We start from the raw sequence: 21,171 nt of genomic DNA, 5'->3' as shown, positions 1-21,171 counted from the left end.
GAGGCACAGGATGAAGCACATCACCGGACGAGCCGTCCGCGCCGTCATCGGCGGCATGGTGGTCGCCACAGCACTGGCGGTACTGTCCCTCGCCCTCGGGGCCTCTCCCGCCGAGGCCGCGGACGGTGTCCCCACACCGCAGACCGGGCAGGCGGCTCCGGCCCCCAGCGGTGCGGGTCCCGAAGACCTCGGTGAGCCCGTCTTCTCCAAGCCGCAGGAGCCCGGCGGAGAAAAGGGCAGCTGGGTGTGGGACGACCTTCATCCGTAGGACCGCGCGGGACGACGAAGGGGCGGGCGCCCGCGAAGGACGCCCGCCCCTTCGTCGTCCCGTCGTCCTCATTCGCAGGTGAGGGTGCGCGACTCGGGGAGCGAGGCGGTGATCCGGACCCGTTCGGGTGCGATGTCCGCCTCCCCGACGACCACCGTGTCCGGGTGGACGCCCTCGGCGGGCATACCGACCAGCACCTGGTCGCCCTCGTGCAGCGGGGCGTCACCGGCGAGGTCGTGGAGGAAGGTGACCTCGCCCTCGCCCTTGTAGTAGCGGCTCGCCTTCAGCGTGACGCGTTCCGCCCCGGCCCCCGGCACCGGGTCCACCGTCAGCACGGCGCCCTCGGCGACGAGGCGGGCGCAGGCGAGGTAGCGGGGACTGCCGAAGGCGACCCCGCCCGCGTCCTTCCCTCCCGCCTCCTCGGAGTCGGCCCGCGCGGCGGAACCGCCCGCGTCCGAGTCGGCCATTCCCCCGGCCTGCGTCACGAGCCACCCCATACCGACGACGACGGTGGCGGCAGCGGCGGCCACGAGGGCGCCGAGGGCGGCCTTGAGGGGCCGGCGCCGGCCGCGGTGCGGTCCGCGGGGGCCGCGGACGGTGCCGGGACGCCCGCGGACGGTGCCGGGACGGCCGCCGGCCGAGGGACTCACCGCCGGCCGGGCGGCCGGCGGCCCGTCCCCGGAGCGGGGCCCGGCCTCCGGTTCCGGACCGGCCCCCGGCCCGCCGGCAAGCCGCCCGGCCCCGCCTCGCCCCGCCGGCGCACCTGCCCCTTCCCCGTCCGCCGTCTCCCCGGCGAGAGCGTCCCCGATCAACGCCAGTTGCTCCCGCAGCACGGCGACGTCGACGACGGCCGCCCGGTGCGCGGCCACGACCTCCGGATCCTGCCGCGCCCGTGCGGACAGGGGCTCATCGAGAAGGACAGCCATCAGCGCGTCCATGCCACCGGGGGCGGGACCGTCGCCGTCGCGACCCTCGCGCACGGGGTCGCCGTCGTGGACGCGGCCGCCGTGCCCAGGAGCCCCGCCGCCGGGACTGTCACCCTCGTCGTCCTCGCGCACGAGGTCACCGCCGCCGCGACCGGCGGGCGCGGAACCGCCGGACTCCCGGCTGCCCTGCCCGGGCCCCTCGTCACCGGGGCTGCCGCCCTCGCGGTCCGCGCGCGCAGGGTCGCCGCCGCGACCGGGCTCCCCGTCGCCGGGGCTGCCGGCTTCGTGGTGGTCGTGCGTGGTGGGTTCTTCGTGCTCCGGGGTCTCGTGCTCGGGGCCGGGCTCGGCGGGGTTGTCGCGGGGCGGGTCCCGGTGTTCGTCGTGGGCCGGCATGTCAGACCACCTCGTCCTCGTGCAGGCGGGTGCGCAGGGCGCGTACCGCCGTGTGCAGCCTGCTCTTGACCGTGCCCTCCGGGACGCCGAGCTGCTCGGCGATGGACCGGACCGGCAGGTCGGCGTAGAAGCGCAGCACGACCACCTGGCGCTGCGCGTCGGGCAGCTCGTCCAGGCCGCGGGCCACGGCGAGGGAGAGCAGGCTGGTCTCCTCGCCGGAAGGGGCCGCCTCCGCCGGACGGAGCGCGGCGAGGCGCTCGCCCAGCCGCTCCTGGCGGCGCTTGGCCCGGTGCCAGTCCATGGCGAGGTTGGAGGCGACGACCGCCGCCCACGCCGAGACGTCCCGCGGCGCCTCCCGCCCGCTCGCGGCGCGTTCCAGCAGCCGCAGGCGGACCTGCTGCACCCCGTCCGGCAGGTCCGCCTGTGGTACCCCGCCCAGTGCGAGCACCGCCCGCACCCGGCGTTCCTGCGCCGCGTCCAGCGGGTCGTCGTCCGTGGCGACGTACGACGACCCCCGGCCGCGCCGGATCCTTCCGCGCAGCACCGGCCACCCCCCTCACGCTGTTTCCCCTACGACGCCGCTTCCGCCCGGAACGTTCGGCCTGGCCCTCCGGAACCGGCCGAGGCGTACGTCACACCTTCGTGTGGGCGGGGGCGGGCCGGGCAGGGGACCTTGCGGTCAGCGACCCCCGCAGGCTGAATTCCTCCTGGTCAGCGGGGTGACGACCGAAGGTCCGCAACCCCTGTGCGCCGGCCCGTCGTCCCACTGTGCGGGCGGGAGGGGCAAAGAATTGGACAGGCGGGCCGTGGTCGGCCGCATTATGGAAGAGCCTCGGCCAGGCATTCGGATACGAATCAGGACAGAGTAGGGAGTCGCCGTGAGGGTCGGAATCGTCGGAGCCACCGGTCAGGTGGGCACGGTCATGCGCAGGATCCTCAAGGAGCGGAACTTCCCGGTCACGGAGCTGCGCCTGTTCGCCTCGGCCCGCTCGGCCGGCACGGAGCTGGACGGCGTGACGGTGGAGGACGCGTCCACCGCCGACTACAGCGGCCTGGACATCGTGCTGTTCTCCGCGGGCGGCGCGACCTCGAAGGCGCTGGCCGAGAAGGTCGCCGCGCAGGGCGCGGTCGTGATCGACAACTCCTCCGCCTGGCGCAAGGACCCCGAGGTCCCCCTCGTCGTCTCCGAGGTGAACCCGCACGCGATCGCGAACCGCCCCAAGGGCATCATCGCCAACCCGAACTGCACGACGATGGCCGCGATGCCGGTCCTGCGTCCGCTGCACGCGGAGGCGGGCCTCCAGGCGCTGGTCGTCGCCACGTACCAGGCCGTGTCCGGTTCCGGCCTCGCGGGCGTCGCGGAGCTGCACGGTCAGGCGCGGAAGGTGATCGACGAGGCCGACAGGCTGACCCACGACGGCGCGGCGGTCGACTTCCCCGAGCCCGGCGTCTACAAGCGCCCCATCGCCTTCAATGTGCTGCCCTTCGCCGGGAACCTGGTCGACGACGGCCTGAACGAGACCGACGAGGAGCAGAAGCTGCGCAACGAGTCGCGCAAGATCCTGGAGATCCCCGAGCTGAAGGTCTCCGGCACGTGCGTGCGCGTTCCGGTGTTCTCCGGGCACTCGCTGCAGATCAACGCCCGTTTCGCCCGCCCGATCAGCGCCGAGCGCGCGACCGAGCTGCTGGCGGACGCCCCCGGCGTCGTCCTCACCGACATCCCCACCCCGCTCCAGGCCGCCGGCCAGGACCCGTCGTACGTCGGCCGGATCCGCCCCGACGAGACGGTGGAACACGGCCTCGCGCTGTTCGTCTCCAGCGACAACCTCCGCAAGGGCGCGGCGCTGAACGCCGTACAGATCGCGGAGCTGGTGGCGGCGGAGCTGAGCGCGTAACGCGCCGCAGGCATGACTGAGGGGGCGCCCACCGGTGGGCGCCCCCTCAGGGCGTTCAGAGCGCCAGATGCCGCCGCAGCGCCACGTCGATATCGGCCATGCGCTGTCGGGGTACGGCACCGACCCGTTCCCGCAGCCGCTCCGGCGCGACGGCGCGCACCTGCTCGCACTGCGCCTTGGAGTCCTTGGGCAGACGGCTTTCGTCAGCGCGCAGGAATACCTGGAACGACAGGATCCGAGTGGTGTTCGACGTCAGCGGCACGACACTGACGACACCTCGGCTGTTCCGCTCGACGGACTCGTTGGCTCCGTCGTTGGACACGATCACAGCGGGTCTGACCTTGTTGGCCTCGCTGCCCCTGGCCGGTTCCAGGTCCACCATGTAGATGTCACCACGCCTCATCGGTGATCCCGTCCCCGCTCGTCCGGTCCCAGAGGGCGGCGTCGTCGCTCGCGTCCCACTCGGCGAACGCCTCGGTGTACTCCTGCACGAGCTGCGCCTGCCTCAGCAGCTCGATCGCGGCGTGTATCACGGCCGACCTGGACTCGGCATCGATACGCGCGGCGTACTCATCGACGAAGGCGACATCCTCCTGAGGCAGGCTCACACTAATCTTCATACCGTCGATCCTACTCTCGGTATGAACACCTTGGCCACCCGAATGCGGGACCACCGGCCGGACCCGCTCCGACAGGACCGACACAACCGACACAACCGACACAGGGGTATCCCCATGATCCGGCTCGGTCATCGCCTCATCCCGATGTCGCGTGGAAGGATGGCGCAACCCACACATATCGAGGAGATGACCGCGTGCCTGGCACAAACCTGACTCGCGAAGAGGCGCGGCAGCGGGCGAAGCTGCTGACCGTTGACTCGTACGAGATCGATCTCGACCTCTCCGGCGCGCAGGAGGGCGGCACCTACCGGTCCGTGACCACGGTGCGCTTCGACGTCGCCGAGGACGGCGACGGCGCGGAGTCCTTCATCGACCTGGTGGCCCCCACCGTGCACGAGGTGACCCTCAACGGGGACTCCCTCGACCCCGCCGAGGTCTTCGCGGACTCCCGCATCGCCCTGCCCGGCCTGCTGAGGGGCCGCAACATCCTCCGGGTGAGCGCCGACTGCGCGTACACCAACACCGGTGAGGGTCTGCACCGGTTCGTCGACCCGGTCGACGACCAGGCGTACCTGTACACCCAGTTCGAGGTGCCGGACGCCCGCCGCGTCTTCGCGAGCTTCGAGCAGCCCGACCTGAAGGCGACCTTCCAGTTCACCGTGAAGGCGCCGGAGGGCTGGACCGTCGTCTCCAACTCGCCCACGCCGGAACCGGTGGAGAACGTCTGGACGTTCGAGCCGACCCCGCGCATCTCGTCGTACATCACGGCGCTGATCGTCGGCCCGTACCACTCCGTGCACAGCGTCTACGAGAAGGACGGCCAGTCCGTCCCGCTCGGCATCTACTGCCGCCCGTCGCTGGCCGAGTTCCTCGACTCCGACGCGATCTTCGAGGTCACCCGGCAGGGCTTCGACTGGTTCCAGGAGAAGTTCGACTACGCGTACCCGTTCGCCAAGTACGACCAGCTCTTCGTGCCGGAGTTCAACGCGGGCGCGATGGAGAACGCGGGCGCGGTGACCATCCGCGACCAGTACGTCTTCCGGTCGAAGGTGACGGACGCCGCGTACGAGGTGCGCGCGGAGACCATCCTGCACGAGCTGGCCCACATGTGGTTCGGCGACCTGGTCACCATGGAGTGGTGGAACGACCTGTGGCTGAACGAGTCGTTCGCCACCTACACGTCCATCGCCTGCCAGGCCGCCGCGCCCGGTTCGCGCTGGCCGCACTCGTGGACGACGTTCGCCAACTCGATGAAGACCTGGGCCTACCGCCAGGACCAGCTTCCGTCCACGCACCCGATCATGGCGGACATCCGCGACCTGGACGACGTGCTCGTCAACTTCGACGGCATCACGTACGCCAAGGGCGCGTCCGTGCTGAAGCAGCTCGTCGCGTACGTCGGTGAGGACGAGTTCTTCCGGGGCGTGCAGGCGTACTTCAAGCGCCACGCGTACGGCAACACGCGCCTGTCCGACCTGCTGGGCGCGCTGGAGGAGACCTCCGGACGCGACCTGAGGACGTGGTCGAAGCAGTGGCTGGAGACGGCCGGCATCAACGTGCTGCGTCCGGAGATCGAGACGGACGCCGACGGTGTCATCACCTCCTTCGGCATCCGCCAGGAGGCCCCGGCACTCCCGGCCGGCGCCAAGGGCGAGCCGACGCTGCGCCCGCACCGCATCGCGGTCGGCCTGTACGACCTCGACGAGGCGACCGGCAAGCTGGTGCGCGGCGAGCGCGTCGAACTGGACGTCGACGGTGAGCTGACGGCCGTGCCGCAGCTCGCCGGCAAGCGCCGCCCGGCGGTGGTGCTCCTCAACGACGACGACCTGTCGTACGCCAAGGTCCGCCTGGACGAGGCCTCGCTGGCGTTCGTCACCGAGCACCTGGGCGACTTCGCGGAGTCCCTTCCGCGTGCCCTGTGCTGGGCCTCCGCCTGGGACATGACGCGGGACGCGGAACTCGCCGCCCGCGACTACCTGTCCCTGGTCCTGTCGGGCATCGGCAAGGAGTCCGACATCGGCGTCGTGCAGTCGCTGCACCGCCAGGTGAAGCTGGCGATCGACCTGTACGCCGACCCGAACGCCCGCGAGACCCTGCTGGCCCGCTGGACCGACGCCACGCTGGCCCACCTGCGGTCCGCCGAGCCGGCGAGCGACCACCAGCTCGCGTGGGCACGGGCGTTCGCGGCGACGGCCCGTACGCCGGAGCAGCTCGACCTGCTGGAGGGTCTGCTGGCCGGTACGCAGACCGTCGAGGGGCTGGCCGTGGACACGGAGCTGCGCTGGTCGTTCGTGCAGCGGCTGGCGGCGGTGGGCCGGTTCGACGAGGCGGAGATCGCGGACGAGTACGAGCGGGACAGGACGGCGGCCGGTGAGCGGCACGCCGCGACCGCCCGCGCGGCCCGCCCGACCGAGGAGGCCAAGGCGGAGGCGTGGGCCTCGGTCGTCGAGTCCGACAAGCTGCCGAACGCCCTCCAGGAGGCGGTCATCGCCGGCTTCGTCCAGACCGACCAGCGGGAGCTGCTGGCGCCGTACACGGACCGGTACTTCGAGGTGCTGGCGGACGTCTGGGAGTCCCGCTCGCACGAGATGGCCCAGCAGATCGCGGTCGGCCTCTACCCGACGGTCCAGGTCTCGGGCGAGACCCTCGACAAGACGGACGCCTGGCTGACCTCCGCCGAGCCGAACGCGGCCCTGCGCCGCCTGGTCTCGGAGTCCCGCGCGGGCGTGGAGCGCGCTCTGCGCGCCCAGGCGGCGGACGCGGCGGCGTCCTAGCCGGTACGCGCGTCGGGGCGCCCGGGGCTTGTGCCGGGCGTCCGGGGCGGGTGCGGCCCGACGGGGTTTTCAGTGACCGTCGGGCCGCCCGCTTTCCGGGGCGTCAAACAGTTTCCGCCGAGGGAGTGGAGGGGTGCCGGCGCGCGTCCTCGGCGGCACCGCGCGGCGCGGCGCGGGAGGGCGCGGCTGCCGCAGGGGCCGTCCGGACGGACGGGGTGGCGCTCTGGCCGGCCACCGTCGCGCCGAACGCCAGCGCCATGCCCGTCAGTTGCAGCGGTGTCAGGCTCTCGCCGAGGGCCGCCCAGCCGACCACCGCCGCCGTGAGGGGGCTGAGCGGGCCGAGGAAGGTGACCTGGGTGGCGCTGAGGCGGCCGATGCCCCGGAACCAGAGCCAGTACGCGATCGCCGTGTTCGCCAGGGCGAGGTAGAGGTAGCCGGCGGCCGCCGGGGCGTCCAGGGCCGGCGGGGTGCCCTCGGCCAGGAAGGCGACGGGCGCGATCAGCAGGCCTCCGGCCGTCAGCTGCCAGCCCGTCAGGGCGAGCGGGCCGACACCCTCCGGGCGGCCCCAGCGCTTGGTGAGGACGGTGCCGGCGGACATCGAGGCCGTGGAGGCGAGGGCCGCGGCGACACCCAGCACGTCCAGCGCGCCGGCCGCCCTCAGGACCACCAGGCTGACACCGAACGCGGCCACGACGCCGGTGACCACATGGCGGGCCGTCGGCCGCTGCCCCAGCAGCAGCGCCGAGAGGCCGACCACGAGCAGGGGGCCCACCGAGCCGACCACCGCCGCCATGCCGCCGGGCAGCCGGTACGCGGAGAGGAACAGCAGCGGGAAGAAGGCGCCGATGTTGAGCGCGCCCAGCACCGTCGCCTTCCACCACCAGGCCCCGCGCGGCAGCACCCGGACGAGTGCGAGCAGGACCAGTCCGGCGGGCAGGGCACGCATCAGGCCGGTGAACAGAGGCCGGTCGGACGGGAGGAACTCCGTGGTCACGGCGTAGGTGGTGCCCCAGGAGACGGGGGCGAGGGCGGTGAGCGCGATAAGGGTGGCACGGTTCGCGGCCATGACGGGCACACCTCTTCCGAACAGGTCGATGGCAAGTAGCTTAGCAGCAAGCTACTTGCCGTCAATCTACTTTCTTGCGGGTGACCCATTCTCGGCGGATACTCCTGTCCATGACCGCAGAGCAGCGCCCCCAGGACCCCGTCGACGCGATCATCGAACAGTGGGCGCGGGTACGGCCCGATCTCGACACCGACGGCATGGAGGTCTTCGGGCGCGTCTTCCGGCTCGCGCGCGCCATGGGCGACCGGATGGAGAAGGAGTACGCCAAGTACGGGATCTCCCGCGGGGAGTTCGACGTCCTCGCCACCCTGCGCCGCTCCGGGGAGCCCTACACCCTCTCCCCCCGCCGGCTCTCGGCCACGCTGATGCTCACCACCGGCGGGATGACCGGCCGCCTCGACAAGCTGGAGCGCGCGGGACTGCTCCGCCGCTCCCCCGACCCGCACGACCGCCGCGGACTGCAGGTCACGCTCACCGAGGCGGGCCTGCGTCTGATCGACGCGGCGGTCGGCGCGGGTCTCGCCGTCCAGACGGAGGCCCTGTCCGCCCTGGGCGGGGAACGGGCGGGGGAGCTGGCCGGTCTGCTGCGGGAGCTGCTGCTCGTGACCGAGAAGTAGGGGCCGCGCTCTCCCCTTCCTCAGCTCCCCCGGCTCCCCGGCTCCTCAGCCGACGTGCGTGGCGAGCGCGGCCTCGACGTCGGCGGCGCCGGCGGAGTCCGACGCCCAGGCCACATATCCGTCGGGGCGTACCAGCACGGTCGTACGGCGGCTCCCGGACGCCCAGCGTTCCACCGCCAGCCGTTCCTTGCGGGCGCCCCCGTCGCCGTACGGCTCCGGTGTGATCAGTACGAAACGGCCGCCGCGCAGCGCCTGGTGCAGGCGGCCGCCCCTGAGCGTCACGTCGGGGACGCGCAGGCCGGTCATGCGGTGGGCGCCGAGGGGCGCGGCGTACCGGACGCCGACGCCGGTGACCTGGCCGAGCGCCCTGCGGCGGACCGGGGCGGCGTGGGTGACCACCGCGGCCAGGGCCGCGCGCAGCGCCAGTGCCGTGGAGCGCCGGGCCATAGCGAGCCGGACGATGCCGCCGCTGCTGCGCAGCACCGCCCGGCCGACCGGGTGCCGTTCGGCGTGGTAGGTGTCGAGCAGGGAGTCGGGGGCGTGGCCGTCCAGCACCTGGGCGAGCTTCCAGCTCAGGTTGGCCGCGTCCTGCATGCCGGTGTTCATGCCCTGTCCGCCGGCCGGGGTGTGCACGTGCGCGGCGTCCCCGGCGAGGAAGGCGCGGCCCACGCGGTAGGCGGGCGCCTGGCGTTCGTCGCTGTGGAAGCGGGACATCCAGCGGGCGTCGTGCATGCCGTGGTCCCGGCCGAGGGCGAGGCGGGTGATCTCCTTGATCTCGTCGAGGTCGAGGGGGGTGTCGTCGGGGACGTCGCGGGCCCGGTTCCAGCCGATGACCCGGTGGTAGCCGTCGCCGAACGGCGCGAGGAAGGCGAAGGCGTCCCCGACGGCGTTCACGGTGAGCAGCGTCTCCGGCTGCTCGGCGAGCCGTACGTCCGCCAGGACCACGGACCGGATGACGGAACGTCCGGGGAACGGCAGCCCGACCGCCTCCCGCACGGTGCTGCGCATTCCGTCGGCGCCGACGACGTACGCGGCCCGCAGTTCTCCGCGCTCCCCGCCGGGGCCCTTCGTCCTGACCGTCACGCCGTCCGCGTCCTGGGTCAGTCCGGTCGCCTCGGTCTCGTACCGGAAGTCGGCGCCGGCTTCGACGGCCCGCCGCAGCAGGGCCTTCTCCACCTCGTACTGCGGGATGACCAGGAGGTGGGGGAAGCGGGAGGGGAGCGCGCGGAGGTCGAGTTCGAGCCGGTCGTACAGGCGCAGCCGGTCGAGCGGGCGGCCGACCGCCTCCAGCTCGTCGGCCAGGCCCCGCACGTCGAGCTGTTCGAGGGTGCGGGCGTGCAGGACGAAGGCGCGGGAGAGGTTGCTGATCCCGCGGGCGCGCTTCTCGACGACGGTGACGGGGACGCCCGCGGCCGCCAGGTCACCGGCCAGCAGCAGGCCGGTGGGGCCGGAGCCGACCACGATCACGGTACGGGTGGTGCCGTTCATCAGGACCTCCTCGGTGCCATCTGTGAGGAGATCGTGCCGCGGCGGAACGCGCAAGGGCGCTTTTCGGCAGCGCTGAGGGCGCCGGCCCCGCGTACGGCGGTGACGGCGCCCTCTTCACGAGCGGGTGAGCCCCGGGTCAGGCCTTGGCTTCGGCCTTGGTGCTGATGTTGGAGCTGGTCGTGTCCTTCTTCTTGTGCGACTTGTCGCCGACCATCACCAGGCCGGCGATGATCACGAACAGCGCGATCGGGGCCACGACGTAGAGGCCCAGCGTCTCGATGACGCTCAGACCGGTGCCGGGGTCGTCACCGTCGTCGCGGTTGAGCGCGAGCGCGGGGGACGACATGAGCAGCATCATCAGCGTCGTACCGGCTGCCAGGGCGCCGGCGCGCAGGGCGTTCTTCTTGTCCACGGTGCCCAAACTATCCAACTCGGTCGGGCCTCGCGCGGGCGGGGTGTCCTAAGGGGCCCGTGCGGGAAGGGGCTGGCGGTGTTCGCGTGGCCCGGCGCTTGCGGGGTGCCTCTCCCACAGGGGGCGCCCCCGGCCCACCTGTGCCGCTGGGGGCACCTCCCAGGCCCTTGAGGCACGGGGGGGGGGGAGGCACGACTGCCCGCCGCCACGCGTCATTCCCTCAGTACGTCGATCAGTGCCCGTAGCCGAGCCGACGCCGCCAGTTCCTCCAGCGTCACCGGCCTCCCCCGCGCGTCCGCCACCGGCAGCCGCCAGTTCGGGTACTGGTCCCACGTGCCGGGCAGGTTCTGCGGGCGCCGGTCGCCGATGCCGTCGGGAAGCCAGACCCCGATCATCCGGGCCGGCGTACGCAGCAGGTACCGGTGGACGGCCTGGATCTCGGCCTCCTCGGAGGCGCCCGCCCCCATCAGCCCCAGCCGTACGAACAGCTCCCGCCACTCCGCCGTGTCGGCCGCCGCCTCCGCCCGCTCCTCCGCCGGTGACCGCGTGAGCAGCCCCAGACCGTCCCGCAGCTCCACGTGCTCCCCGCTGAGCCGCGCGGCCGTCGGCGGCAGGTCGTGGGTGGTGGCGGTGGCCAGGCAGTCCGCACGCCAGTCGTCCGGCGGCAGCGGGCGCCGGTCGCCGTCCCAGTCCCGTTCGAACCACAGCACCGACGTGCCGTACACACCCCGCTCGCGCAGCGCCTCGCGCACGCCGGGCTCGACGGTCCCCAGGTCCTCGCCGATCACCACCGCCCCGGCCCGGGACGCCTCCAGGACGAGGACGGCGAGCATCGCCTCCGCGTCGTAACGGACGTACGTGCCCTCCGTGGGCGGGTGGCCCTCGGGGACCCACCAGAGCCGGAACAGGCCCATCACGTGGTCGATGCGCAGGGCGCCCGCGTACCGGAACAGTCCTCGCAGCAGGGCGCGGAACGGGGCGTACCCGAAGGCGGCGAGCCGGTCGGGGCGCCAGGGCGGCAGGCCCCAGTCCTGGCCGCGCGCGTTGAAGGCGTCCGGGGGCGCGCCGACGGACATGCCGGCCGCGAAGTACTCCTGCTGGGCCCAGGCGTCGGCGCCACCGGGGTGGACGCCGACGGCGAGGTCGTGGACGATCCCGACCGGCATCCCGGCCTCGCGCGCGGTCCGCTGGGCGGCGGTGAGCTGGGCGTCGGTGAGCCAGACGAGCCGGGAGTGGAAGTCGACGCGGTCCGCCAGCTCGTGCCGGGCGCGGGCGGTGTCGGGCGATCGCGGGTCGCGCAGTGCGGCGGGCCAGCGGTGCCAGTCGGCGCCGTGGACCTCGGCGAGCGCGCACCAGGTGGCGTGGTCCTCCAGGGCCTGGCCCTGTCCGGCGCGGAAGTCGTCGTAGGCGGCGCGGCGGCCGGGGCCGAGCGGGACCCGGTGCACCAGTTCCAGCGCCTCCCGTTTGGCCTCCCACACGGCGTCCCGGTCGATCAGGGCGCCGTCGTCCAGCACCGCCTCGCGCAGCCGTCCGGCCCGCTCCAGCAGGGCGCGCACGCGGTCGCGGTCGTCGACGTACGCGAACTCGGGGACGTCCTCGATCCGCAGGTGGACGGGGTCGGGGAAGCGGCGGGAGGAGGGGCGGTAGGGGGAGGGGTCGGTCGGGGGGCCGGGGACGGCCGCGTGCAGGGGGTTGACCTGGACGAACCCGGCGCCGAGGGCGCGTCCGGCCCAGCCGGCGAGTTCGCCGAGGTCGGCGAGGTCGCCCATGCCCCAGGAGCGGCGGGAGAGCAGGGAGTAGAGCTGGACCAGGAGCCCGTACGCGCGTCCGGGCGGCGCGGGCAGCCCGGTGGGGGCGACGATCAGGTGGGCGTGGGCGGTGCGGCCGTCGGGGGTGATGGCGGTCAGTTCGTGCACGCCGGGCGGGAGGTGCTCGGCCCGGTCGCGGGTCTCGCCCTGTTCGGTGCGGACGAGCAGCCGGGTGCCCCCGGGGAGCGCGGTGAGGGCGGCCGGGGTGCCGGCGCCCCAGCCGACCACGGTGGGGGGCAGCAGCCGCTCGCCGAGTTCCCGTTCGCGGGCGGTGAGGGCGGCGCGTACGGCCTCGGGGGTGGCCGTGTCCACGCCGAGGGCGGCCAGCGTGAGGGAGACGGCGGTGGCCGTGGCCGCGACCGTGTGGTCCGGGGAGGGGTGGTACGAGGTGGCGACGCCGTGCAGGGCGGCGAGCCGGGACAGGTCCTCGGAGGGGGGCTCGGCCGGCCGTGGCGCGCTCACCCTAGGGCTCCGGGCGGTACTGGGCCGGGAAGGAGTCGAGCCCGGAGGAGTCCGAGGTGTCCAGGAAGGCGTCGGACTCGCTGGTCAGGGGGGTGGCGTCGGCGAGCGGCGGTTCGCTGGTGAGGGGTTCGGCGTCGGGCAGCGGGGGTTCGCTGGTCAGCGGTGCCTCGGCGCAGGATCCTTCCGCGCTGAAGACGCAGAAGTGCGGTTCCTCGAAGTCGGCGGAGGGCTCCGCCACGGGTTTGGACAGGGCCGGGGAAGGGACGTAAGCCGGTGCAGCCACAGGTGGCCTCCTCGTCGAGCACGGCGCGCGGATCACGCGGGGCGTGCGGGTCGTGCGGGTTATCCCGCAGCCCTACCCAGGGGGCGCGATGCCAGACGCACAAAGTCTTCCAACGTGGTCCTGATCACATTCTTCCCCCGCCCCCTCCCTCCACGGTGGGACAAACGCGCCACAACGGCCACTCTCATTGACACGTTCACCGCAGAAATGGTGGGCTCGGGTTTTCTCGGTAACGGAATGGACACGGCCGCACCGGCCACCGGGCCGGGCGGCCCGTCGAGCGACCAGGAGGGCCCCGTGCGGCTACGGCGTGGCAGGACGGCGAACACGGCGGCGAACACCAGAAGGACCGCCCTCGCCCTCGCCGTCCTCGCCGGCACCCTGGGCGCCGGGACCCTGGGCACCGCGCCCGCCGCCGTGGCCGCGCCGCCCGCGCCGGGCACCACCGCGTCCCCGGGCACCACCGCGTCCCCGGCCGCCGACACCGCGCGGGCGGCGGAGCCGTCCGTGTGGCCGCGGCCGCACTCCCTGCGCGCGAACGGCGCCCCGGTCGCGGTGACCGGGGAGGTCGCCCTGATCGCGGACGCGACGGCCGACCCGTACGCCCTCGACGCGCTCCGCGCGCTGCTGCGGGAGGCGGGCGCGCGCCGGTTCACCGCCCTCGGCGCACAGGTGCCCGAGGGGGCGCTCGTGGTCCGCATGGACAGGGAACGCACCCCGGGCGACCCCCGGCACGCCCTCCCCGCCGGCGGTTACGCGCTGACCGTCGGCAAGGGTGCCGTCTCCCTGTCCGGCGCGGACGGCGACGGTCAGTTCCACGGCGTGCAGACGTTGCGCCAACTGCTGCGCCCGGACGGCACCACGTTCACCGCGGCCGTCGTGCGCGACTGGCCCGGCACCGCCGTGCGCGGTGTCACCGAGGGCTTCTACGGCACTCCGTGGACGCACGGGCAGCGGCTGGCCCAGCTCGACTTCATGGGCCGCACCAAGCAGAACCGGTACCTCTACGCGCCCGGCGAGGACCTCTACCGGCAGGCCCGCTGGCGCGAGCCGTATCCGGCCGGGCGGCGTGCGGAGTTCCGGGAGCTGGCGGAGCGGGCGCGGCGCGACCACGTCACGCTCGGCTGGGCGGTGGCGCCGGGGCAGGCGATGTGCTTCGCCTCGGACGACGACCTGCGGGCGCTGACCCGCAAGCTGGACGCGATGTGGGCGCTGGGCTTCCGCGCCTTCCAGGTGCAGTTCCAGGACGTCAGCTACAGCGAGTGGCACTGCGGGGCGGACGCCGGCCGGTTCGGGTCGGGGCCCGGCGCGGCCGCCCGCGCCCAGGCGCACGTGGCGAACGCGGTGGCCCGGCACCTGGCGGAGCGCCACCCGGACGCCGCCGCCCTGTCCCTGATGCCCACCGAGTTCTACGAGGAGGGTTCGACGGCGTACCGGCGTGCCCTCGCCGAGGAGCTGGACGCGGACGTCGAGGTGGCGTGGACCGGGGTCGGGGTGGTGCCGAGCACCATCACGGGCGGCCAGCTGGCGAAGGCGCGGGAGGTGTTCGGGCATCCGCTGGTGACCATGGACAACTACCCGGTGAACGACTACGCCCCCGGCCGGATCTTCCTCGGCCCCTACCAGGGCCGCGAACCGGCCGTCGCGGCGGGCTCGGCCGCGCTGCTCGCCAACGCGATGGCGCAGCCCGAGGCGTCCCGCATCCCGCTGTTCACCGCCGCGGACTTCGCCTGGAACCCGCGCGACTACCGTCCCCGGGAGTCCTGGCGGGCCGCGATCGCCGATCTCGCCGGCGGTGACGCCCGGCGCGAGGAGGCCCTGGCCGCGCTCGCCGGGAACACCGCGTCGTCGGTGCTGGGCGGCGAGGAGTCGGCGTATCTGCGGCCGCTGCTGGAGGCGTTCCGGCGGGCCCGTACGACCGCCCCCGGCACGGACGGGACGACGGAGGCGGCGCGGCTGCGCGCGGCCTTCACCGTCCTGCGCGAGCTGCCGGAGCGGCTGTCCGGGACCGGGCTCGCCACCGAGGTCGACCCGTGGTCCCGGCGGCTGGCCCGCTACGGCGAGGCGGGCACCACGGCCCTGGACCTGCTGCGCGCGCAGCGGGCCGGGGACGCGGACGCCGCCTGGGCGGCGTACCGGCGGCTGGGCGAGCAGCGGGCGGGACTGGAGTCCTCCCGGGTGACGGTCGGCGAGGGGGTGCTGGACCCGTTCCTGAGCCGGGCGCGGCAGGCGTACGAGAGCTGGGCGGGCATCGGCCACGAGCCGCCCGCGCGGTCCGGCGGCGACCGCGTCCTCGACCTCCCGCGCGCCCGCGCGCTGAACGCCGTGACGGTGCTCACCGAGCCGGGCACGCGGGGGACCGTGGAGGTCCGTGTGCCGGGCGAGGGGTGGCGCCGCCTGGGCGCGCTGTCCCCGTCGGGCGCCACCGAACTGCCGCCCGGCGACGACCCGGTGGACTCCGTCCGGGTCACCGGCGCCGACGCCTCCCGGGTGCGGCACCTGGTCCCCTGGTTCGCGGACGCGCCCGCCGCCTCCGTGGAGCCGCCCGACGGCCGCGCGGACACCGACATCGGCGGCACCCGGCGGCTGACGGTCGCCCTCGGCTCGCTGCGCCCCGACGAGGTGCGCGGCAGGCTGACCGTGGACGCCCCGAAGGGCATCGACGTCCAGGTGCCGAAGGACGCGCTGACCGTGCCGCGCGGCACACCGGTGGAGGTACCGGTCGAGGTGACCGTGGAGCCGGGCACGCCCACCGGGTCGTACGGCATCCGGCTCGCCTTCGCCGGCGCCACCCGCACACTGACGGTCCACGCCGTCCCCCGCACCGCCGGCCCCGACCTGGCCCGCACCGGCCGGGCGAGCTCCTCGGCCGACGAGACACCCGACTTCCCGGCCCCGGCGGCGAACGACGGCGACCCGGAGACCCGCTGGTCGTCCCCGGTCGACGACGACGCCTGGTGGCAGGTCGGGCTGGAGCGTCCGGTACGGCTGGGCAAGGTCGCGCTGCACTGGCAGGAGGCGCACCCGTCGGCGTACCGCGTGGAGGTGTCGGCGGACGGCCGTACCTGGCGCACGGCGGCGACGGTCCGCGACAGCCGGGGCGGCCGGGAGACCGTCCGCATGGACGAGCCCGGCGTCCGGCACATCCGCGTCCGGGGCGAGAAGCGGGCGACGCGGTACGGCTACTCGCTGTGGTCGGTGGAGGCGTACGCGGTCGCCCGGTGACCGGGCCGGCCGGTGCCGTGAACCGGCGTCCCCGCGGTCGTCGATAGACGGGGTGTGAGACTGTTCCGCCCCATGGGGGGCCACCGGGAGAAGGACGAGGGGGACTCCGACGCGACGCTGCTGAGGGCCGTCGCGGGCGGGGACCCGACGGCGCTGGCCGCGTTGTACGACCGGCACGCGGGCTGGCTGTACGCGCGGCTGAGCCGGCGCTGTGCCGACCCCGAGACCGTGCGGGAGGTGCTCCAGGACACGTTCGTCACGGTGTGGCGGTCGGCGGACGCCCACCGCGGCGAGCAGGCCGGCGGCTGGCTGTGGACCATCGCCGCGCGGCGACTGGTCGACACGTACCGGGCGCAGGAGCGGGCCGCGCGGCTGCGCACGGCGCCGATGGAGGAGGCGTGGGACGGTCTCCCGCCGGCCGGGGCCGCGGCGCCGTCCGCCGAGGACCGGGTGCTGGCGGGCCTGGAGTACGGGGATGTGGGCACCGCCCTCGGCCGGATCTCGCCCGAACTGCGGGAGGTGCTGCGTGCCACGGTCGTCGACGGGCTGAGCACCCGTGAGGCCGCGCGGCTGCTGGGCGTTCCCGAGGGAACCGTCAAGTCCCGCGCGATGCGCGCCCGCGCCGAACTGCGGGCGGTCCTGGCACAGATGAGCCCGTCACCGATGGGAGGTCCGGCATGACCGGCTGGCACGCGTCCGACCACCTCGTCACCCGTTACGCCGACGGCTGCCTGCCGGAGGCGGACGCGTGGTCGCTGGAGAAACACCTGGAGTCCTGCGCCGGCTGCGCGCTGCGTGTCTCGCGGGCGGTACGCGCGACAGTGGCGGGTCCGGCCCTGGCCGGCATCCGTGAGGCGGTACTGGCCGACGTCCATGAGGCGGTACTGGCCGACGTCCGCGAGACGGTTCGGGCCGGCACCGGCACGGCGGCCCGAACCAACCCCCACGACACCACACAGACCCACACCGGCACGGCGGCCCGAACCGACGTGTACAAGGCGGCGCCGGCCGGTGCGTCCGGAGCGGTGCCGGCGGCGTCACCCGCGTACGGTCCGGTCTCCGGGGCGCCGGTTCCCGCGCGCGCCGCCGGATTTCCGGGCCGGGCCGGGCTGAGGGCGCTCCGGTGGCCGTCCGCCGGCCCGAGAACCGTGCGCGTGCTGTGGGCCCTGGGGCCTGCCGTGCGCGGTGCCTGGCTGCCGGCCGTGCTGCTCGTCGCCGTCGGTGCCGTCGCGCTCGCCCACGGGGCCGGCTTCGCCCACGCACGGCCCTGGCTGCTGGCCCTCGCCCCGGTCGTGCCGGTCGCCGGGGTCGCCCTGTCCTACGGGCCGCACGCCGACCCGATGCACGAGATCACCGCGGCCACGCCCTCGGCCGGACTGCGGCTGGTCCTGATGCGCACGGCCGCCGTGCTGGCGGTGAGTCTGCCGCTGCTGACCCTCGCCGGGGTGCTGCTGCCGTCCACGGACGCCCCGAACGCCGCCGCCTGGCTGCTGCCCGGCCTCGCGCTGACCCTGGCCTCGCTGGCCCTCGCCGGGTACGTCGGCCTGCGCGCCGCCACCGCCGTGACCGGCGGTGGCTGGCTGTGCGCCGTTCTCGGTCCGGTGCTCGCCGCCCCCGGCGGGCCCACCGCCGAGCTGGGCCTGCGGCTGTCCTCGTACCTCGGCGGCGCCCCGGCTCAGGGAGGCTGGGCGGCCGCGGCTCTCCTGTCCGCCGCCCTGCTGGCCGCGCGCCGCCCCGCCTTCCACTTCCTGGAGAAGAGTTGAGTACGGCTCCGTACACCGTTTCCCGCCCCGTGCCCGAGGCACCGGCCGCCACCGTCCGGACCACCGGCCTGCACGTCCGGCACCGCAGAACCGTCGCCCTGGACTCGGTGGACCTGGACTTCGGCCCCGGCGTGCACGGTCTGCTCGGCCCGAACGGTGCCGGCAAGACCTCGCTGATCCGCGTCCTCGCCACGGTCGCCGAACCGTCCGGCGGCCGGGTGGAGATCCTCGGCCACGACACCCGCGACCACCGGCGGCGCGGTGAGGTCCGCCGCCACCTGGGCTATCTGCCGCAGGACTTCGGCTACTACCCGGGCTTCACGGTGCGGGAGTTCGTCGCCTACGTGGCCTGGCTGAAGGAGATGCCGGCGGACCGCGTCCCGGCCGCCGTCGAGCGGGCCGTCGCCCGCGTCGGCCTGGCCGACCGCATCGACGCGAAGGTGCGCGGACTGTCCGGCGGCATGATCCGCCGCGTCGGCATCGCGCAGGCCGTCGTGAACGACCCCCGGGTGCTGCTCCTCGACGAGCCGACCGCCGGCCTGGACCCGGAACAGCGCGTGGAGTTCCGTGAGCTGCTGCGCGAACTGGGCGCCTCGTCCACCGTCATCGTCTCCACGCACCTGGTGGAGGACGTGGCGGCGGCCTGCACGGAGGTCACCCTCGTCGACGCGGGCCGGGTCGCCTACCGCGGGACGCCCCCGGCGCTCGCCGCTCTCGGCGAGTCGGCGGGCGGCCCCGGCGACCACCCGATCGAACGCGGCTACACGGCGGCGCTGCGGGCGCACCGTGCGCCAAAGGCGCGGGCGGGCCGGCCGTCGGCCTCCGAAGGGACGGCCCGATGACCCTCCTGACGGAGCGGGTGCCCGAGAAGCGCGGTGCGTCGCCGCGCCCGCCCCGCGCCCGGCACCCCCTGCGGGCGGAGGCCGTGCGCGGTTTCGCCCCCTGGGCCGGGGCGGCGATGACGCTCACGCTCGTGGTGGCGCTGGCGGCCGGATCGGAGCGGTGGCAGGGGGGCTGGGCGGAGACCCGTGACCAGGTGCACACGACGGCGATGCTCCTCGGTGTCCCGCTGGCCCTGGCGGCCGGCTGCTGGCAGGGCGGCCGGGAACGCAGGCGCGGGACGCGGGAGTTGATGGCGACGGCCGTGCGCGGCCGGACGGCGGCGTTCCTCGCGTCGGCCCTGCCGGTCGCGCTGTGGCTGGTCGCCGGGTACGCCGTCGCGACGGCGCTCGCGCTGCTCGCCACCTGGTACTGCGCCATGGGCGACCGGCCCCACCTGGGCACACCGCTCGGAGACGCCGCCGTCCTGGCGTGCGCCGCGTTGACCGGGCAGGTCGTGGGCCGTCTGGTGGCCTGGCGGCTGGCGCCGCCGCTGCTGGCGGCGGCCGGGTACGTCGTGCTCGGTGTCGCCGGATACGGCGATCCCGGCTCCGCCGGTCACCTGTCGCCCTTCACCGATCACCCGTCGGACTCCGTACCGGTGTGGTGGCAGCCCCTGGTGACGGTGGCGTGGACGGGCGGGCTCACGGCTGCCGCGGTCCTCGCGCACACCGCGCGCCGCCGCACGCTCGCGCTGCTGCCGCTGGTGGCCGCGGCGGCCGCCGGGACGCTGCTCGTCCAGACCGGCGACGGCCTGTGGCGCACCGATCCGCTCGCCCGGCGTCAGGTGTGCGACACCTCCAGCACCCCGCAGATCTGCGTGAACGCCCGCTACGAGGAGCTGCTCCCCCAGATCACCAGGGCCCTGTCCGGGATGACGAGCCGTCTGGAGGGCGTGGAGAACCTGCCGGTGCGCTTCGAGGACCGGCAGGGCCGGCCGGGACCGGACGAGGTGGAGCTGCCGATGATCACACCGATCGGCTGGTCCGTCGTACGGGGGCGGCTCACGGATCCCGAGGAGTACGCGTGGGCGGCGGGGATGACGCTGCAGGGACGCGGGGAGTGCGACGAGGTGACGCCGCGGGTGGCCGCCGTGGACGACGCCGTCGAGTACTACCTGGCCCCCAGCCCGCTGCGGCGGCAGTTCGACGAGCATCACGCGCGGGGCAGCGCCGCCGAGCGCACCGCGCTCGGGGAACGGCTCGCGGCACGCGAGCGGCTGGCGTCGATGGGTGCGGAGGAGCGCCGCGCGTGGCTGTCGGCGTACTTCGCGACGCGGGGCGAGTGCGACGCGAAGGGGGTGCCGGCACTGTGACGCACGGCTTCCTGCTGTACGCCCGCGCGCGCACCGTTCCGCGCACCGTGCTGGTGCTCGTCGCGACCGCCGCCCTCGCCGTCCTGGGTGCCCGGAACCTGAACGCGTATCTGGACCCGTCCCGGCAGGTCCCGGTCGTCGCGCTGGCGCCGCTGTTCGCGGCGGCGGTGATCGGCACCGGTCTGCACAGCGCGTCCGACGAGCTGGACCGCACCGCGGTGCGCCCCTGGTGGCGCCGGCGCCTGGCCCATCTGCTGGCGCTGACCGGCTGCGCCGCGCTGCTGCTGGCGGCGACCGTGTACGGGCATCCTTCCCCGTTCGGCCCCGCGGCGATGATCCGCAACACCCTGGGGTGCGCGGGCCTCACCGCGGGCGCGGCCGCCCTGCTGGGGGCCCGGCTGAGCTGGCTGCCGGTCTTCGGTTACGTCAGTGCCGTGTACGTGGGGTCGGCGAACGCGCGCGGCCTTCTGGTCCCGTTGTGGGCGTGGCCGGTGCAGCCCGCCGGGCAGCACATCGCCTGGGTGACCGCCGCCGTACTCCTGGTGGCGGGTTCGGCGCTGTACGCCGTACGCGGGGCGCGGCCCGAGGGGCGGCGCGGCTGACGCACCGCGCGGGGTGATCGCCCTGGTCCCGGGGGAACGGGGGTTCCCCGGGGCCGGGCTGTCGCGTCGTCCTGAGCGGTCGAAGGCATGCGTGCTTTTGAAAAGCGAGAGCATTTCGGCCTCTGGCGTTCAGATTCCGCTCATTTGAGTGCGCGAGTTACATTCGCCCACCAGATGCTCACGCTTTTCGGCAGGGGAGGTGTCATGGGCTCTCGGGGAATCATGTCCCGCCGGGTGGTCCAGCCGGTCACGTACCTGGAGTACGCGGGTCACCGCCGTACCGGCGCGGCCCGACGGCCGCCGACGGCAGGCCGGCCGCGCGCGACGCCGGGGCCGTCGTCCCCCGGGGTGGCCGACGTACGGCTCACCGGAAGC

Annotated in this window: 19 protein-coding genes; 10 read left to right on the top strand and 9 right to left on the bottom strand. The window is 74.5% G+C overall.

All coding sequences use genetic code 11. The annotated features are described in order from the left end of the window. Positions 1–10 precede the first annotated feature (10 nt). A complete protein-coding gene (locus ACF1DX_RS01810) occupies positions 11–268 on the top strand; it encodes a hypothetical protein (RefSeq protein ID WP_391789277.1) in 258 nt (85 codons plus the stop codon). A gap of 68 nt (positions 269–336) precedes the next feature. On the opposite strand, the gene ACF1DX_RS01805 is transcribed toward ACF1DX_RS01810, so the two are convergent. Continuing rightward, entirely contained in the window at positions 337–1,587 is a 1,251-nt protein-coding gene (locus tag ACF1DX_RS01805; protein ID WP_391789276.1) for a hypothetical protein, read from the bottom strand. Between the two features lies 1 nt (position 1,588). Further along, positions 1,589–2,131: a sigma-70 family RNA polymerase sigma factor gene (locus ACF1DX_RS01800; RefSeq protein WP_030858072.1), complete on the bottom strand. Its 543-nt coding sequence runs from the start codon at positions 2,129–2,131 to the stop codon at positions 1,589–1,591. Positions 2,132–2,465: 334 nt separating this feature from the next. On the opposite strand from ACF1DX_RS01800, the gene ACF1DX_RS01795 reads away from it, so the two are divergent. Further along, positions 2,466–3,482, top strand: a complete 1,017-nt coding sequence (locus tag ACF1DX_RS01795; protein ID WP_391789275.1) for an aspartate-semialdehyde dehydrogenase — start codon at positions 2,466–2,468, stop codon at positions 3,480–3,482. A 55-nt stretch (positions 3,483–3,537) separates the two neighbouring features. On the opposite strand, the gene ACF1DX_RS01790 is transcribed toward ACF1DX_RS01795, so the two are convergent. Both ACF1DX_RS01790 and ACF1DX_RS01785 read right to left on the bottom strand, forming a co-directional pair. Beyond that, the gene (locus ACF1DX_RS01790) at positions 3,538–3,885 is read right to left on the bottom strand and encodes a type II toxin-antitoxin system PemK/MazF family toxin (RefSeq protein WP_391789274.1); all 348 of its coding nucleotides are present in this window, start codon (positions 3,883–3,885) and stop codon (positions 3,538–3,540) included. Further along, positions 3,872–4,102 (bottom strand): ribbon-helix-helix domain-containing protein, encoded by a 231-nt coding sequence (locus ACF1DX_RS01785; RefSeq protein WP_391789273.1) that lies wholly within the window; start codon positions 4,100–4,102, stop codon positions 3,872–3,874. Before ACF1DX_RS01785 ends, ACF1DX_RS01790 begins: the two co-directional genes overlap by 14 nt. 194 nt (positions 4,103–4,296) lie before the next feature. Between ACF1DX_RS01785 and pepN the strand changes: the two genes are divergently transcribed. Continuing rightward, complete coding sequence (gene pepN / locus ACF1DX_RS01780) at positions 4,297–6,876, top strand: aminopeptidase N (RefSeq protein WP_391789272.1); 2,580 nt, start codon at positions 4,297–4,299, stop codon at positions 6,874–6,876. Positions 6,877–6,979: 103 nt separating this feature from the next. Here the strand turns inward: pepN and ACF1DX_RS01775 are convergent, their stop codons facing one another. Continuing rightward, complete coding sequence (locus tag ACF1DX_RS01775) at positions 6,980–7,942, bottom strand: EamA family transporter (protein WP_391789271.1); 963 nt, start codon at positions 7,940–7,942, stop codon at positions 6,980–6,982. Positions 7,943–8,052: 110 nt separating this feature from the next. Between ACF1DX_RS01775 and ACF1DX_RS01770 the strand changes: the two genes are divergently transcribed. Beyond that, on the top strand, positions 8,053–8,559 hold the full coding sequence (locus tag ACF1DX_RS01770; protein ID WP_391789270.1) for a MarR family winged helix-turn-helix transcriptional regulator: 507 nt from the start codon (positions 8,053–8,055) through the stop codon (positions 8,557–8,559). Positions 8,560–8,604: 45 nt separating this feature from the next. Here ACF1DX_RS01770 and ACF1DX_RS01765 read toward each other — a convergent pair whose 3' ends face one another. From ACF1DX_RS01765 to ACF1DX_RS01750, 4 genes are all read right to left on the bottom strand, one after another. Then, a complete protein-coding gene (locus tag ACF1DX_RS01765; protein ID WP_391789269.1) occupies positions 8,605–10,047 on the bottom strand; it encodes an FAD-dependent oxidoreductase in 1,443 nt (480 codons plus the stop codon). Between the two features lie 136 nt (positions 10,048–10,183). Further along, positions 10,184–10,459: a hypothetical protein gene (locus ACF1DX_RS01760; RefSeq protein ID WP_391789268.1), complete on the bottom strand. Its 276-nt coding sequence runs from the start codon at positions 10,457–10,459 to the stop codon at positions 10,184–10,186. 212 nt (positions 10,460–10,671) lie between these two features. Further along, on the bottom strand, positions 10,672–12,729 hold the full coding sequence (gene malQ, locus ACF1DX_RS01755) for a 4-alpha-glucanotransferase (RefSeq protein WP_391789267.1): 2,058 nt from the start codon (positions 12,727–12,729) through the stop codon (positions 10,672–10,674). A gap of 1 nt (position 12,730) precedes the next feature. Then, on the bottom strand, positions 12,731–13,012 hold the full coding sequence (locus tag ACF1DX_RS01750; protein ID WP_391789266.1) for a hypothetical protein: 282 nt from the start codon (positions 13,010–13,012) through the stop codon (positions 12,731–12,733). Between the two features lie 297 nt (positions 13,013–13,309). Here ACF1DX_RS01750 and ACF1DX_RS01745 point away from each other — a divergent pair, with 297 nt between their 5' ends. The 6 genes from ACF1DX_RS01745 to ACF1DX_RS01720 all read left to right on the top strand — a co-directional run bounded on the left by ACF1DX_RS01745 (position 13,310) and on the right by ACF1DX_RS01720 (position 20,796). Continuing rightward, entirely contained in the window at positions 13,310–16,237 is a 2,928-nt protein-coding gene (locus tag ACF1DX_RS01745) for a beta-N-acetylglucosaminidase domain-containing protein (RefSeq protein WP_391789265.1), read from the top strand. A gap of 72 nt (positions 16,238–16,309) precedes the next feature. Then, positions 16,310–16,918, top strand: coding sequence for an RNA polymerase sigma factor (locus ACF1DX_RS01740; RefSeq protein ID WP_391789722.1), 609 nt, complete (start codon positions 16,310–16,312; stop codon positions 16,916–16,918). Then, positions 16,915–18,000 carry a zf-HC2 domain-containing protein gene (locus tag ACF1DX_RS01735; RefSeq protein ID WP_391789264.1) on the top strand — a complete coding sequence of 362 codons (1,086 nt, stop codon included), beginning with the start codon at positions 16,915–16,917 and terminating at the stop codon, positions 17,998–18,000. Before ACF1DX_RS01740 ends, ACF1DX_RS01735 begins: the two co-directional genes overlap by 4 nt. Before the next feature lie 29 nt (positions 18,001–18,029). Beyond that, positions 18,030–18,842 (top strand): ABC transporter ATP-binding protein, encoded by an 813-nt coding sequence (locus tag ACF1DX_RS01730; RefSeq protein WP_391789263.1) that lies wholly within the window; start codon positions 18,030–18,032, stop codon positions 18,840–18,842. After that, entirely contained in the window at positions 18,839–20,194 is a 1,356-nt protein-coding gene (locus ACF1DX_RS01725) for a hypothetical protein (protein ID WP_391789262.1), read from the top strand. Before ACF1DX_RS01730 ends, ACF1DX_RS01725 begins: the two co-directional genes overlap by 4 nt. Further along, the gene (locus ACF1DX_RS01720; RefSeq protein WP_391789261.1) at positions 20,191–20,796 is read left to right on the top strand and encodes a hypothetical protein; all 606 of its coding nucleotides are present in this window, start codon (positions 20,191–20,193) and stop codon (positions 20,794–20,796) included. Before ACF1DX_RS01725 ends, ACF1DX_RS01720 begins: the two co-directional genes overlap by 4 nt. The last annotated feature ends 375 nt before the right edge of the window (positions 20,797–21,171 follow it).

Source organism: Streptomyces sp. NPDC014676, assembly GCF_043084105.1.
Classification (GTDB): Bacteria; Actinomycetota; Actinomycetes; order Streptomycetales; family Streptomycetaceae; genus Streptomyces.
This window is presented reverse-complemented; position numbering and strand designations above follow the sequence as displayed.